Below are 13,999 nucleotides of genomic sequence, written 5' to 3'. Positions count from 1 at the left end.
CGCCCCACAGAGCTATTGTATTCCGGCGCAAACTGAGGGTATGGATCTGGCGGAGGTGAGCCGTCACGAGCCCGTCGAAGTCGACGGGACGGCACGGGAGGCCGCCGTTCTCGTTCCGGTGTTCTGTCGGGACAGGGAGCCGTGGCTCCTGTTTACCAAACGGGCGGAACACCTCGGCGAGCATCCCGGCCAGATGAGCTTTCCCGGCGGCGGACGCGAACCCGTCGACGGGAGCCTTCGGGCGACCGCCCTGCGGGAGGCCGGCGAGGAGATCGGCCTCCGGCCGGAGGAGCCGACCGTCGTCGGCCGGCTCGACGACATCGAGACGGTGAGCGGCTACGCCGTCCGGCCGTTCGTCGCCAGGATCCCCGACAGGGAGTACTACCCCGACGAATACGAGGTCGCCGAGATCGCCCCGCTTCCCGTCGCGGGGCTCACCGATCGCGGAAACTACGAGTCACAGCGCAGGGAACATCCGCGCCACGGCGACGTCTGTCTCCACTTTTTCCACGTGAACGGGTACACGGTCTGGGGGGCCACCGCTCGAATGCTGGTGCAGTTCCTCGAGTTGACGACCGACTGGAACGTTCCGCCCGAGCCGGACCACGTCGTCGACGAGGACGCCGAGTATCCCGTTTGAATCCGGAACCAGCGTCAACCGATGGCGAGACTACGATTCGACGCGTCCATCGCGCCGATCGTACAGCGCGACCGCACGATCGCGGCGGACCGAGATCCCGCGAGGGTTCCGCGTCGGCGATCGGTCCCGGGCCCGGGCGACGAGCCCGTCAGTGGCGCCGTCGACCGCACCGGTTACGACCCGCCACCCGTTCCCGACCCACGCGGTGGGAGCCCCCTCGCCCCGGACCACGTCCTCGAGGGTCGACCGCGCGTCACACAGCGCCTGTCCGACGAGAGTGCGTGGAACCCCCGGCCGGAGCCCGTAGTTCTTCGCGAGCCGGTAGCCGAGCGCGCGGTACTTCTCCCGCCAATCGTGTCCCTCCTCGGCCAGCGGCTCGTGACCCACCGACAGTCGTTCGTCCCAGACGACCCCGTACTCGAGGCCGGCCAGCCTGTGGGCGGCGTCGCGGGCGCCGCCGACGCTCAGATACTCGTCGAACCCGTCCAGTTCTTCGAGGACACCGCGTCGGAACGCGACGTTCCCGCTCGTGAAGTAACGGACCTCCCGGCCGGCTATCCGACGGTGTTCAGGTTCCTCGAGCGTCCGCCCCTCGCCGGCGACCGGAAGCGACGGGCCGGTGACGACCGGTGCCGACTCGAGTCCCTCCAGGGCTGCCTCCAACCAGCCGTCCGTCACCCGACGGTCGAAGTCGACCAGGGCGACGGCGTCCCCGCGCGCCACTTCGATCCCCGCATTGCGAGCGACGTTCACCGAGCGGTCGGAGATCTCCACGAGGACGTCGACGTCGTCACGGTCGCGAACCATCCCCGTAGTCCCGTCGGCCGACGGCCCGTTGGCGACGATCACCTCGGCGTCCGGCGCGTGTGCCGCCAGCGCGTCCAGACACGCCGCCAGCCGATCGCGCCCGTTGAGGGTGGGCACGACCACCGAAAGCTCCATACACGTCGAAACGCCGGTACTGACTTAAAAGGGCGGATCTCCGTCCGAACGCCGCAACCGTGCGTGTCGCCGGGAGCCGGCGCAGTCAGTTCGTCAGGAAGTACACCTGTTTGCGGGCGTCTTTGAAGCTGTACCGGGAATCGACGAGTCCCTCGTCCTCGAGGCGGTTGAGGGCGTACCGGACCGTCCGGTCGGGCAACAGCGACTCCTCGGCGAGCTGCCCCTGCGAGAGCGGCGAGTCCCCCTCCAGTACTTTCGCGACGAGCTTCGCGCTCGGCGGAAGCTCCCGGAGGCGATCCCTGAATTCGGTGTCGGTCAGCGTTTCGTGGTCGTTGATTTCTGCCGGACTAGTGCTCATACAGCCCCCGAGTTGATCTGCCGTGGTAAAGGTTGGCTACATATTGGGAAAACGGATACGGATTATATAAGGAGATATAAGGTGGAGTTACAGCTATTCGAGGCCGGTATCGGACGGCGGCCCGACCGGAGGATGCGAACGAAGACGAACCGAACTACGTGATAAACCGTTATAGACGGGTGTGTAAAACAATTATGTTTTGTGGCAAATATACGTGGGTAGACGGGATGGGTGACCCCGTCGATCGTCATCAGTACGATTTTAGTCCCCGGGCGTACAGGTTCCCCCGTGAAAGGACAGGAGTGGTACCAGGCGGAGGACGTCGCCCAGGAGTACGACGACAAGCGGTTCTCCGGCGGCGGCCGCCTGATCGATCGCCGCGAAAAGCAGGCGGTTCTCTCGGCGCTGGGGCCCGTCGAGGGCCGGGAAGTACTGGAGGTCGCCTGCGGAACCGGACGGTTCACGGTCATGCTCGCCGACCAGGGCGCCGACGTCGTCGGACTCGACATCTCCTCGGCGATGCTCTCGCAGGGACGGGAGAAGGCCGCCACCGCCGGCGTCTCGGAGAACGTCTCGTTCATGCTCGGCGACGCCGGGCGGCTGCCGTTTCCCGACGATCACTTCGACGCCGTCTTCGCCATGCGCTTTTTCCACCTGGCGGACACGCCAGTGACGTTCCTCCGGGAGCTCAAGCGGGTCGCACGCGAGCAGGTGTTCTTCGATACCTTCCGACGACCCAGCACACGTGTGCTGTACAACTGGGCGCTGCCGATGGGATCGCGGCTCTACTCGAAACGGGACGTCCGGAGTCTCCTCGCGGACGCGGGGCTCGAACTCGCTCACGAATCCCACGACTTCGTGTTGCCGTACGGGTTCTACCGGAGCCTGCCGGGTTCGGTCGCGAAACCCTTCCGCGCGGTCGACGAGGCCGTGGGGAAAACGCCGCTGGGCGACGCCGTCGCGTCGGTCTCCTACTGGGACGCACGCGTCGTCGAGTGAACAGTACCGGGCAGTCTCTCGGAACCGCCCTTCCTCCCCGTCGTTTTCCCGCCCGGGAGCCATCCCGAGCAGGATTTTTAAATACGAACACGAGCCAGGCGCCGTATGTCGCTGCTCGATCGGCTCCCCGGAGGTCGCGACGACGACGTAGCCGACGGCTGTCGCTGTGAAACCACGTTCGAAGAGCCGAGCGGAACCGGCCTCCGGGAGCTGACCGAGCTGCAGGTGGACGCGACAGCGTGTGCCGGCGACGGCAACCTCCAGCAGTCCCCGGCGTGTCGAGCCCGGGTCATTCGGGCGCTCTCCCGGCGGGACGCCGACGTCGTCGTCACCCGCACCCGCGGGAGAACGCGTCGCTACCGCCCCGGCGCGAACGCGCTGTTGCTCGCTGCGGGCAGGTTTCACGAACGCGTCGGCCACCACGACGATCGACTCGCCGGACTGGCCGCGACCGATCCGCTGGACGCCGTCAGGGAGGCGACCGGTCGGGCCGGACCCGTGAGCCGGATCGCGGCCGAAACCGGGCTCGCGGAGGTCGCAGCCGACGTCGAGGGGTACGAGGAGGTGCTTCGGTCGGCGGACGGGGTGCCGATCGCACGGGCCCGGATCGAGGATCGCGCACCACCGGCGGCGACGCTCCGGCAGCGAATAGAACTCGAGACCGGTGCCGTCGTCCGGACGTACGGCCGACCTGACGCGCCGCCCCTGTATCGTCTCACACCGCCGTCGCTGCGGCTCGACCGGAAGCACGCCGAAACGCTGGTTGTGGCCCGCAATCGGCTCCGAGGCTCGTCACGGGGAAACGACAACCGCTCGGCGGATCGTGCGGTGGCCGCGGCGGTCGCCGCGACGGAGCAACCGGACGACGAGAACGGCCTCTCGACCGTTCCCGTAGAACGGCTCGCCACGATCCTCCGAAAGCACACCCACGGGAACGGCGTGTTCGAGGACCTGTTTGCGGACCCGGACGTGACCGACGCGTTCGTCTCTGCACCCGTCGAGGAGAACCCGGTTCGGCTCCTCCGTGACGGCCGGCGGTTCGTCACGAACGTCCGGTTCCCCCCGACTGCGGCTGCCACGCTGGCGTCAAGGCTGCGTCGGGAGAGCGGCCGCGGCTTCTCCCGGGCGGACCCCACGCTGGACGCGAGCCTAGATATCGGCGGTGACCCAGTTCGAGTCGCTGCAACGACGGCACCGGTCACCGACGGGCTGGCGTTTGCATTCCGGCGCCGCGATCGGACGCCCTGGACGCTCCCGCGGTTGATCGACGCCGGGACGCTTCCCCCGCGGGCGGCGGGACTGTTGTCGGTGGCGGTCCAACGCGGCGCGGCGCTGCTCGTCGCCGGCGGTCGCGGCTGCGGGAAGACGACGCTTCTGGGGGCACTGCTGTGGGAGCTCTCGCCCGAAGTTCGGACGCTCGTCGTCGAGGACACGCCCGAACTACCCGTCGACCGGCTCCAGTCGGGAGGCCGGGACGTCCAACGGCTCCACACCGACCAGGGCGGAACCGCACAGGAGGAGGCAGCTTTCGGAGAGCACGGCGGCGGGATCTCCCCCACGAAGGCGGTTCGGACCGCACTCCGACTCGGCGACGGGGCGCTCGTCGTCGGCGAGGTTCGTGGAACCGAGGCGGCGGCGCTGTACGAGGCGATGCGGGTGGGCGCCCAGCGGGAGGCGATCCTCGGAACCATCCACGGCGACGGCGCCGAGGCGGTCCGCGAGCGGGTGGTCTCGGACCTGGGCGTCTCGGCGTCCTCGTTTGGGGCGACCGACGCCGTCGTCACGCTGGATGGCGAGTATCGTCTCTCCGCCATCGAGGAGATCCGGGGCGGCGGTGGCGACGTTCGGAGCGTCCCGCTGTTCGAGGGGGCTGACGCCGACTCGTCGACGGGAGTCTGCGACCGGGGGAACAGTCACCTGCTGTCCGCGCTCGCCCGGTCGGGGGAGAGCTACGCCGACGTCAGGGACACAGTCCAGCGCCGATCCGACCGCCTCGAACGCCTGGCCGAGACCGATCGCCACCGGCCGTCCGATCTCGATCCCGGGAGGCAGGCTCCGTGAGCCCGCGCGATAGCAGCCGACAGGAAACCGAAAACGGCGGGCAACACGAACCGCTCCGGCGTGGACTTTCTTTCCTCGAGAGCGATCTCTCGCCGGAAACCGTCGTTCGTGCCGGACACTACGCCGGTGTGCTGTTCGGCGTCGGCGTCGGCGCGGCAACGCTCGCGTTCTTCGGGATCGTTCCGGGAGTCCTGTGCGGGTCAGCAGCGGGACTGCTGGCGTCGACGGCAGTCGAGTACGGTCCCCGGTGGCTCGCGCGCGTCCGTCGGACCCGATCGCTCGGAGACGCGACCGCCCTGGTCGGCCTGCTCGTCCTTCGAGTGCGGCTCGATCCGTCGATGGAACGGGCGGTCCGGTTTGCAGTACGAATCGACGACGGGCGGCTCTTTCGTGCCCTCGAGGCGCACGTCCGCCGCTCCCGGGGCGGTCCGGAGTCGGGGCTCGCCGCGTTCGCCGCCGACTGGCGGCCGTACTTTCCCGCGCTCGACCGGGCCGCCGCCCAGCTCGCGACCGCGACGACGGTGCCCGAGAGGCGACGCGAACGCGCGCTCGATCGGGCGCTGGAGGCGGTCGTCGACGGTACCAGGGAGGAGCTGGCGGCCTACGCTGCCGGACTCCGGAGTCCAGTCACGGCGATCTACGCGTTCGGGGTCCTGCTCCCGCTTGCGCTTGTAGGAGTGTTGCCGGCCGCACCGGCGGCGGGCGTTCCGGTGTCGCTGCCGGCCGTCGCCCTCGCGTACGGCGTCGTCCTCCCCACGGGGCTTGTGGCTGCCGGGGCATGGCTCCTGGCGCGTCGTCCGGTCGCGTTTCCGCCGCCGCCGGTGAGGAGCGCACACCCGGACGCATCCGGGACGCTTCCCCGGACGGTCGCGGTCGCCGGAGGGTGTGCGACGGCGGCGTGGCTGGTCGCCGGCGCCGTCGCACCCGGCTGGACGCGACCGATCGCGGCGGTCGGCGTCGGCGTCGGAAGCGGTCTCCTGTCGTGGTTCCGCCCGGTCGAATCGGTCCGGAGGCGGGTTCGCGAACTCGAAGACGGACTGCCCGACGCGCTGGTGCGGATCGGACAGCGGGTCGCCGAGGGCGACGCCGTCGAGACGGCACTCGAGCACGCGGCCGCGGACGCAACCGGACCGACAGGCGAGGTGTTCCAGGACGCCGTCGCGTACGGGAAGACGTTCCGTGTCGACGTTCGGACGGCGTTTCTGGCGAGAGATGGCGCGCTCGCGACGGTGCCCAGTCCCCGGTTCCGTCGGGCGGCCGCACTGCTTGGCGTCGCCGCCCGGATCGGCCGTCCGGCAGGGGACGTAATTCTGGATCTGGCGACCCACCTGGAGGAACTCGATCGGATCGAAACCGAGGCACGTGGACGGCTCTCGGACGTGACCGGAACCCTCTCGAACACCGCGACGGTGTTCGGACCGCTCGTCGGAGGTGCGACCGTCGCGCTCTCCGACCGGATCCGGGCTGTCGACGTCGCAGGTGGGGGATCGGGATCGTCCGCCGGGACGGGAACAGTCGGCGGTGCTCCCACACAGGGGGAAGCAGCCGCGAGGGAGGCCGCGTTCGCGACCGCCGACCTCGGGCTCGTGATCGGTGCGTACGTGCTGCTGCTCGCCGCGTTGCTCACTGCACTCGCTACCGGGATCGACCGCGGCCTCGACCCCGCGAGCATCGGCTACCGTGTCGGGCGCGCGCTCCCGATCGCCGCTGTGGTGTACGTCGCGTCGTTTCTCGCCGCCGCGGCGGTCTTGTGAGTGACCTCCCCCACGGCGACGACCCGACCTCCAAACGCCCAAGAGCCCGCCCGCCGAAGCGCCGGTATGGATCAGCTGTTCGCCCCGTGGCGGATCGAGTGGATCGAGCGCGAGGAAGATCCCATCGAGGGCTGTCCGTTCTGCGTGCTCCCCGAACGCGACGCCGACCGAGAGTCCCGGATCGTCGCCCGCAGCGAGCACGCGTTCGTACTGCTCAACAACTACCCGTACAACCCGGGGCACGTGATGGTCATCCCGTACGCACACGAGGGCCAGTACGGCGAGCTGTCGTCGTCGGTCATGCTGGATCACGCCCGGCTGAAGGCAGCAACCTTCGAGGCGATGCGGCGGGCGTTCGATCCGGCTGGGTTCAACGCCGGGATGAACCTCGGCGGCGACGCCGCTGGGGGGTCGATCGACGACCACGTCCACACGCACGTCGTGCCGCGGTTTCGCGGCGACACAAACTTCATGGCCGTGATCGGGGAGACGAAGGTGATCGTCGAGGGGCTCGCGGAGACGTACGACCGACTCCACGACGCCTTCGGCGAACTCGAAGACGCAACGGTGACCGACCGGGACGAGGCCGTCCGCCTGTCCGTTTAACTCCGCCCTGCCGACACCAGGCGGACGTCCCCGATCGTCGGCGCGCTCGCGTCGTAGCCGTCCGCCGACAGTTCCGCGGCGAACCGTTCACACCGGTCGCCGTGGTTCACGAGCACGGTGGCGTCCCGGTAGGAGTCGAGAAACGACACCAGCCCCGACCGGTCGGCGTGCGCCGAGAAGTCGTATCCCTCCACCTGCGCGGCGACGGGCATCACCCGGCCGTCGATCGCTGCGGTGCCGGTCTCGAGCAGTTCGCGGCCGGGGGTCCCCTCGACCTGGTAGCCAGTCATCGTGATCTTGTTCACGGGGTTCGACCGGATCTCCGGGATGTACGTCATCGCCGGGCCGCCCGAGAGCATCCCGCTCGTGGTGATGATCGCCGCTTTCTGTTCGGTGATACGTTTCCGCTGGCCGTCCCGGCCGGTGACAAAGCGGGCGTGTGACTTCGCCCGGCGAAGCGCTTCGGGGTCGCGCAGGAACTCGGGATGGCGGCGAAACATCTCGGTCACCTCCGTGCCCATTCCGTCGACGTAACAGGGGATGTCGTACGCGTCGCAGATCAGCATCATCTCCTGGGTGCGTCCGATCGCGAACGCCGGGACGATCACGGTCCCGCCCTCCCAGAGGGTCGTCTGCACGCTCTCGGCGAACCGCTCTTCGACGGCTGACCTGTCGTCGTGTTCGACGTCGCTGTATGTGCTTTCACAGATGACGACGTCGGCGTCGGGCCGGGCGGTGGTGCCCGCGACGAGACGCTGGTCGTCGGTGTGGAAGTCACCGGTGTACAGTAAACGGGTGTCGCCGTCGTCGACGAGGACGTGCGCGCTGCCGGGGATGTGGCCGGCGTTGAAGAAGGTGACCCGGTGGCCGGCCGCCTCGAACGACTCCCCGTAGCCGTGCGTTCGAGAGACCTCCGTCATCCGTTTGACGTCGGTTTCGGTGAACGGACACTGCACTGTCCCGCCGAATCGTCTTCGACGCTTCGAGCCTCCCCTCGCTCCGCTCGCGGAGACGCCGTGGAGCTTCAGGGTGTCCCGGGCGAGCGTCAAGGCCAGTTCGTACGTCGGCGGCGTCCAGTGGATCGGCGACCGCGACCTCCCGGAGAGGAGCGACGGGATCGCGCCGACGTGATCGAGGTGACCGTGGGAGACGACGACGGCGTCCGGCTCCGGTGTCTCGACAGGAAACCGGGGCGGGTTGTCCGCTAGCATGCCGAAATCCAAAAGGAGCGCGTCGTTTACGAGGACGGCGCTCCGGCCGACCTCGCGGGCGCCGCCGAGAAATCGCAGCTCCATTAGCGACTGGTAGTCGTTCGTGCCGTATGACAACGTCGAATCGTCTCGCTTCGATCACATCTCCTCAGGCGGCCACCGAGAGAGGGCCGGCCGATCGTTTTTCCAGGTCACCAACTCGAGAATCGACGGCACGAGCGAGAGCCGTTGCTCGAGGACGTTCACCGGATGGCTGTCGTGGAACACGGCCGGGTTTCGAGCGACTGTTTCGTCACGATGGTCGAGCTGGAAGTGACACTTCCCGAGGTCCGGGTGCGTTTCGTCCTGGTGCCACCCGAACGAGTAGTTCCGCTCCCCGTCGACCCACTGAATCTCGTAGTAATCGTACCCGGCGTCGTCCGGAAACTCGAACTCCACACGAAGGTCGGCCGTCTCCGAAGGATACGGCTCTCCCAGCAGAATTTCGGGGTCGACCGTCGCGCAGACCTCGTGTCGCCGGATAGAACTCGGCGCGTACCGGACGTCCCGACACCCGCCCTGGTTGCGTAGCCACGTTTGGATCTCGCCGTGAGCGGTGTGCTGATCGAGTAGACTCCGGTGAGCGAGAAAGACGAACAGCGACGCCATCGATTACTGTGCCGCCTCGCCCGGCCGAGGGTCGGTTTCGGGATCGGTGACGCTTTCGAGATCGTCGTACAGGGAGAGCGCGTGATCGACGAGACGTTTCGTCTCCCGGGAACGCTTCCATCGGCGGATGACTGCGTTTCGCTCCCGAATCTCGTCGCTCGACAGATCCGCGTCAGTCACGGACTCCCCCAGTTCGCTCAGGGAGTTCACGCCGTAGGTGTCCTGCCACGCTTCGATCTGCTCTTGGATCTCTGCGAATTCGTTCCGCAGTTCGTCTTTGGTGTGTTCGGCCGCGAGTTCTTCCACGCGGTCGAGATAGCGCCGTCGATAGTTGGGACCGTATCGGTATCGCGTCTCGTTCCCGCTGTCGTCTTCGACACGTTTGATCTGCCCGTACTCGACGAGCCGCTCGAGTTCGTCCTTCGTGGTGTCCCACGACGCGACGTCGGCTTCGTTCTTGATCCAGTTGACTGACCGGGGTCGCGTGAGCGAGAGCGCGATTTTTCGCACGCGTTCCCTGGTACTGAGTCGCTCAGTCCACGAGTCCATGATGTAGCTCCTGTATTGGTGTACGACGATGGCTCTCTTATAATTTGTTTCTATTCAAAATATAGTGATCCATTTATATAAAACGGGAGGCACGCGAGGCTGCGTACGCGGATGCAGTCAACGACGTCACCGAATCGGACGCCGATGATTTACGCTGACACCGATCTCTTCATCGCGTTGGTGAAAGACGACGATTGGCTCCAGGAGAATGCCGCCGAGATCGCAGTCGAGAACGAGGGGCGAATATACACCTCGCGGGCCACACTTTTCGAGCTACTGCTGATCTCCGACCGGTTCGAGTTCGATCGGATGACGGCGCTCAGTTACGCCCTCGAGATAGCGTCGATCCCGGAAGACGAGACGGTGCTGTTCCAGGCAGCCGACTACATGGACCAGCACGATCTCACCAGACGGACGAATCCCGATCGAGGACGGATCACTCCGCAAAGACTGAGTACCGACGCCGATCGAAGGGAGGCGCGGTGTTTTCGAGACGTTGTACCGGCGGCTCACTGCGTTCGCCGCCGGCCTTTTTGCTCGAGCTTTTTCAACGAGTGGTGCGCGACCGAAGGGAGCGCACCCGAGGCAGAAAACGGTCGTGGTTCAGTAAAACTCCCGAACCAGGTCCATCGCGTCCTCGGGGGCGCCGTCTGGGATCTCTGTCATCGGCTCGTCGAGCCCCTTCGACTCCTCGTAGGTCTTCGCCCCGGGATCCCGGTAGAGCACGCCCTGGTACTCCCTGGAGCTGTCGAGGATCTTCCGTTTCGCCTCGTCCTCGTCGGTCGGGTCGTGATCGGTGTCCGCCAGGTCGACCAGGTTATCCCGGAAGTAATCGTAGGTGTCGACGTCGTTGAAGGTGACACACGGCGAGAACACGTTGACGAAGCCGAAGCCGTCGTGCTCGATCGCCTCCTGGACGATCTCGGCGTGTCGCATCGCGTCCGAGGAGAACGACTGGGCGATGAACGTCCCGCCGGCCGCAAGCGCCAGCGCCAGGGGATTCACCGGCGACTGCTGGGGGCCCTCCGGCGTCGTCGACGTCTCGAAGTCCGCCCGCGAGGTCGGCGACGCCTGCCCCTTCGTGAGCCCGTAGATCCGGTTGTCCATCACGACGTAGGTCATGTCGACGTTCCGGCGGACGTTGTGGATGAAATGGCCTACCCCGATCGAGTAGCCGTCGCCGTCGCCGCCGGCGACCATCACCTCGAGGTCGGGGTTGGCGATCTTCACGCCCGCCCCGACCGGGAGCGCCCGGCCGTGGACGCCGTGGAGCGAGTAGCTGTGCATGTAGGTACCGATCTTGCCCGAACAGCCGATGCCGGCGACGACGAACGTGTTGTCCGGATCGTTCCCGGTGTTCGCCAATGCCTTCATCATGCCGTTCATCGTCCCGAAGTCGCCGCAGCCGGGACACCAGGTGGGCTGTTTGTCCGACTTGAAGTCGGTGAATCGAACGTCTGAGCTCATTGTGACACCTCCGCTTTCTCCGCTGATTCCTCGAGGACGTCCATGATCGTGCCCGCGAGTTCGTCCGCCTTGAACTGGACGCCGTCGTACTTGTTGATCCGCTCGACCCGTTCGAGCACGTCGTGTTCCACCAGGTTCGCGAACTGCCCGCGCTCGTTGCACTCGACGACGATCGTCGTCTCTGCCGCCTCGACCGGCTCCGAGAGGTCCGGACGGGGGAAGATGTACGGCACCGAGATCACCCGCGCGTCGATACCCTCCTCTTCGAGGAACGAAAGCGCCTCGACGAGTGCACCCTCCGTCGACCCCCACGTGATCACGAGTGAGTCGGCGTCGGGGTCGCCGAACTCCCGGTAGCCGAACTCCTCGCGCTCGATTGCGGTTTCGACCTTCCGGTTGCGTTTTTCGACCTGCTTTTTCCGCATCTCGGTGTCCTCGGTGCGGCGACCCAGTTCGTCGTGTTCCAGGCCCGTGGACATGTGTGCGCCGCCGTCGGTTCCCGGGAACGCCCGCGGGCTGATCCCGTCGTCGGTGATCTCGTGTGGTTTGAACTTCCCGCCCTCGGTGCGGTGGTCGTCGATCGTCTCCTCGTCGACGACGAACCCGCGGTCGATCTCCACCTCGTCCATGTCGAACGCCTCCGGCGGGAACGTCTGCTCGGTGACCGCAAGCGAGAGATCCGCAGCCAGATAGACGGGGAGCTGGTACTTCTCGGCGAGGTTGAACGCCTCGACCGTCTTCCAGAAACACTCAGAAACTGTGGTGGGCGCGAGGACGAACCGCGGCACCTCGCCGTGGCCCCCGTACAGCATCATGTTCAGGTCGCCCTGCTCCTGTTTCGTCGGCATTCCCGTCGAGGGACCCGACCGCATCACGTTGGCGATCACCAGCGGCGTCTCGGAGGTGGCAACCAGGCCGAACGTCTCGGCCATCAGGTCGATCCCCGGGCCGGAGGTCGCCGTCATCGATCGGGCGCCTGCGCGGGCGGCCCCCAGCGCCAGGTTGATCGCCGCCAGTTCGTCCTCCGCCTGCACCACGTGCCCGCCGTACTTCTCGATCCGACCGGTGAGATACTCCATCACGGCCGTCGCAGGGGTGATCGGATAGCCGGCGTAAAACCGGCAACCGGCCGCGATCGCGCCCATGCCGATCGCCTCGTCGCCGTTGAGGAGAACGTAGTCGGCGTCGGTCGTCTCCAGTTCGTAGTCGAACTCGTGGTCGAACTCCTCGGCGACGTATTCGCGGCCGAGCCGGGCGGCCCGTTCGTTGTTCTCGACGATCGCAGTCCCCTTGTCGCCGAACCGCTTTTGCAGCGCCGAGTCGAGGTTCTCGATGGGGAAGCCGCTCACCTCGCAGGCGGCACCCAGGGCGACGACGTTTCGCATGATCGCGCCGCCGGCCTCCTCGGCCAGCTCGTTGAGCGGCACGTCGAGGCCGACGACACCCTCGGGGAGATCCAGCCCCTGCATCGTGGTCCGAGAGCCGTCGTAGATCACGACGGACTCGTCGTGAAGTTCCTCGCGGTTCTCCTCGACGGTTCGGGGAGTGAGCGCGATGAGGACGTCGAGCCTGTCGACGACGCTTTGCACCTGGTCGACCGACGTCCTGACCTTGTACGCCGTGTATCCGCCCCGGATACGCGACGCGAAGTCCTTGGAGGTGAAGACGTGTCGACCGGCCCGGGAGAGCGCCTGTGCGAAGATCTTCCCGGTCGAGTCGATGCCATCGCCGGCTTCCCCGCCGATGGCCCAGTTGAAGTCCGCGGGCATACAAGGCGGGGGTTTCCTCGGAGCGATCAAAAGCCTTCTGACTGGGATGACGCCGAGGAAGTTTACAATCGTTCGATTTTTCTGAAATACATCGTCTCTTCGAGTATAAAAACCATTATAGATACGGTTTTCGGTTGTGTTTGTAAACTCATTTCGAGAGACCCGCGTGTTCGAGCGAGGGGCAGGCCAAAAGCGAGGAGTGAGGCGACTCGCGGAAGGAATATCCGTGTGTAATGAAACACAATCACATCCATGGACGCGACAGTCGAAGTCGTCGAAACCGAGAACGTCGGAACCGACACAGTCGCCGTGACGATCTCGACACCGCCGGAGTTTACGGCGGAGCCGGGGCAGTTCGTCCGCCTTGCGGCCACGATCGACGGCGAGGAGTACGCCCGGTTTTACACCTTGTCCTCCCCGTCCGTGACGGACACCTTCGAGGTGACCGTCGGGATCGACCCGGAGGAGAGCGGGCCGTTCAGCGAGTTCCTCGCGACGCTTGCACCCGGAACGACCCTCGAGATGTCCGGTCCTTTCGGCGATCAGTATTACGAAGGGGAGCCGCGCGCTGTGGTCCTCGCCGGCGGGTCGGGGGTGGGACCGGCCGTCGCGATCGCCGAACGCGCGCTCGCAGCTGGCAACGAGGCGGCTGTCGTGTACCGATACGAGGGGTCGCCGGCCCACGGGACGCGACTCGCCCGGCTCCGAGAACGGGGGGCGACGGTTCGGGTCACCGACGCGCCGCTCGACACCCCCGTCGCCGAGGTCCTCTCCGGGGCGGCGGGCGAACAGCTGTTCGTGTTCGGCTTCGACTCGTTCGTCGATCTCGCAAAGCAGGCGGTCGAATCGGCTGGTGGGAGCTTCGACGGGGCGAAAGTCGAAAACTTCGGCTGATCGTCGGCGAGAGTCGCCCCGGCGACGGCGATCGGCGACGGGGATTGGCGACGGCGATCGACGACGGCGATCGGCGAATCCTTAATGGACGATCGGGGAGA

The 13,999-nt window shown here is 66.7% G+C and carries 13 protein-coding genes and 1 pseudogene; 7 read left to right on the top strand and 7 right to left on the bottom strand.

The genetic code is table 11. The features are described from left to right. Positions 1–40 precede the first annotated feature (40 nt). Positions 41–640, top strand: coding sequence for an NUDIX hydrolase (locus AArcCO_RS02535; RefSeq protein ID WP_259534846.1), 600 nt, complete (start codon positions 41–43; stop codon positions 638–640). Positions 641–670: 30 nt separating this feature from the next. On the opposite strand, the gene AArcCO_RS02530 is transcribed toward AArcCO_RS02535, so the two are convergent. Together AArcCO_RS02530 and AArcCO_RS02525 are read right to left on the bottom strand one after the other, a co-directional pair. Continuing rightward, entirely contained in the window at positions 671–1,582 is a 912-nt protein-coding gene (locus AArcCO_RS02530; protein WP_259534845.1) for a glycosyltransferase family 2 protein, read from the bottom strand. Between the two features lie 85 nt (positions 1,583–1,667). Further along, the gene (locus AArcCO_RS02525; protein ID WP_119817294.1) at positions 1,668–1,940 is read right to left on the bottom strand and encodes a winged helix-turn-helix transcriptional regulator; all 273 of its coding nucleotides are present in this window, start codon (positions 1,938–1,940) and stop codon (positions 1,668–1,670) included. Positions 1,941–2,228: 288 nt separating this feature from the next. On the opposite strand from AArcCO_RS02525, the gene AArcCO_RS02520 reads away from it, so the two are divergent. The 4 genes from AArcCO_RS02520 (at position 2,229) to AArcCO_RS02505 (ending at position 7,360) form a co-directional block, all read left to right on the top strand. After that, positions 2,229–2,939: a class I SAM-dependent methyltransferase gene (locus AArcCO_RS02520; protein ID WP_259534844.1), complete on the top strand. Its 711-nt coding sequence runs from the start codon at positions 2,229–2,231 to the stop codon at positions 2,937–2,939. A 105-nt stretch (positions 2,940–3,044) separates the two neighbouring features. Continuing rightward, complete coding sequence (locus tag AArcCO_RS02515) at positions 3,045–5,000, top strand: ATPase, T2SS/T4P/T4SS family (RefSeq protein WP_259534843.1); 1,956 nt, start codon at positions 3,045–3,047, stop codon at positions 4,998–5,000. After that, positions 4,997–6,754 carry a type II secretion system F family protein gene (locus tag AArcCO_RS02510; RefSeq protein WP_259534842.1) on the top strand — a complete coding sequence of 586 codons (1,758 nt, stop codon included), beginning with the start codon at positions 4,997–4,999 and terminating at the stop codon, positions 6,752–6,754. The genes AArcCO_RS02515 and AArcCO_RS02510 overlap by 4 nt, the downstream gene beginning before the upstream one ends. A gap of 66 nt (positions 6,755–6,820) precedes the next feature. Next, a complete protein-coding gene (locus AArcCO_RS02505; RefSeq protein ID WP_259534841.1) occupies positions 6,821–7,360 on the top strand; it encodes an HIT family protein in 540 nt (179 codons plus the stop codon). On the opposite strand, the gene AArcCO_RS02500 is transcribed toward AArcCO_RS02505, so the two are convergent. From AArcCO_RS02500 to AArcCO_RS02490, 3 genes are read right to left on the bottom strand one after another with little or no spacing between them, the layout of a single operon-like run. After that, a complete protein-coding gene (locus AArcCO_RS02500; RefSeq protein ID WP_259534840.1) occupies positions 7,357–8,655 on the bottom strand; it encodes an MBL fold metallo-hydrolase in 1,299 nt (432 codons plus the stop codon). The two genes, AArcCO_RS02505 and AArcCO_RS02500, sit on opposite strands and share 4 nt — an antisense overlap. A 54-nt stretch (positions 8,656–8,709) precedes the next feature. Continuing rightward, the gene (locus AArcCO_RS02495; protein WP_259534839.1) at positions 8,710–9,219 is read right to left on the bottom strand and encodes a hypothetical protein; all 510 of its coding nucleotides are present in this window, start codon (positions 9,217–9,219) and stop codon (positions 8,710–8,712) included. 3 nt (positions 9,220–9,222) lie between these two features. Then, positions 9,223–9,768: a DUF7342 family protein gene (locus tag AArcCO_RS02490; RefSeq protein ID WP_259534838.1), complete on the bottom strand. Its 546-nt coding sequence runs from the start codon at positions 9,766–9,768 to the stop codon at positions 9,223–9,225. 144 nt (positions 9,769–9,912) lie between these two features. Here AArcCO_RS02490 and AArcCO_RS15940 point away from each other — a divergent pair. Then, a pseudogene (locus AArcCO_RS15940) lies at positions 9,913–10,164 on the top strand (PIN domain nuclease); the annotation flags it as partial. Positions 10,165–10,371: 207 nt separating this feature from the next. On the opposite strand, the gene AArcCO_RS02485 reads toward AArcCO_RS15940, so the two are convergent. Both AArcCO_RS02485 and AArcCO_RS02480 read right to left on the bottom strand, forming a co-directional pair. Continuing rightward, positions 10,372–11,235 carry a 2-oxoacid:ferredoxin oxidoreductase subunit beta gene (locus AArcCO_RS02485; RefSeq protein WP_259534837.1) on the bottom strand — a complete coding sequence of 288 codons (864 nt, stop codon included), beginning with the start codon at positions 11,233–11,235 and terminating at the stop codon, positions 10,372–10,374. Continuing rightward, positions 11,232–13,004 (bottom strand): 2-oxoacid:acceptor oxidoreductase subunit alpha, encoded by a 1,773-nt coding sequence (locus AArcCO_RS02480; RefSeq protein WP_259534836.1) that lies wholly within the window; start codon positions 13,002–13,004, stop codon positions 11,232–11,234. Before AArcCO_RS02480 ends, AArcCO_RS02485 begins: the two co-directional genes overlap by 4 nt. A 252-nt stretch (positions 13,005–13,256) precedes the next feature. Here AArcCO_RS02480 and AArcCO_RS02475 point away from each other — a divergent pair, with 252 nt between their 5' ends. Continuing rightward, positions 13,257–13,898 (top strand): FAD-dependent oxidoreductase, encoded by a 642-nt coding sequence (locus tag AArcCO_RS02475; RefSeq protein WP_259534835.1) that lies wholly within the window; start codon positions 13,257–13,259, stop codon positions 13,896–13,898. Positions 13,899–13,999: the final 101 nt, after the last annotated feature.

The sequence above is a fragment of the Halalkaliarchaeum sp. AArc-CO genome (assembly GCF_024972735.1).
Lineage (GTDB): Archaea > Halobacteriota > Halobacteria > Halobacteriales > Haloferacaceae > Halalkaliarchaeum.
Note: the sequence above shows the minus strand (reverse complement) of the source record. Positions and strands in the feature narration are given on the sequence as shown.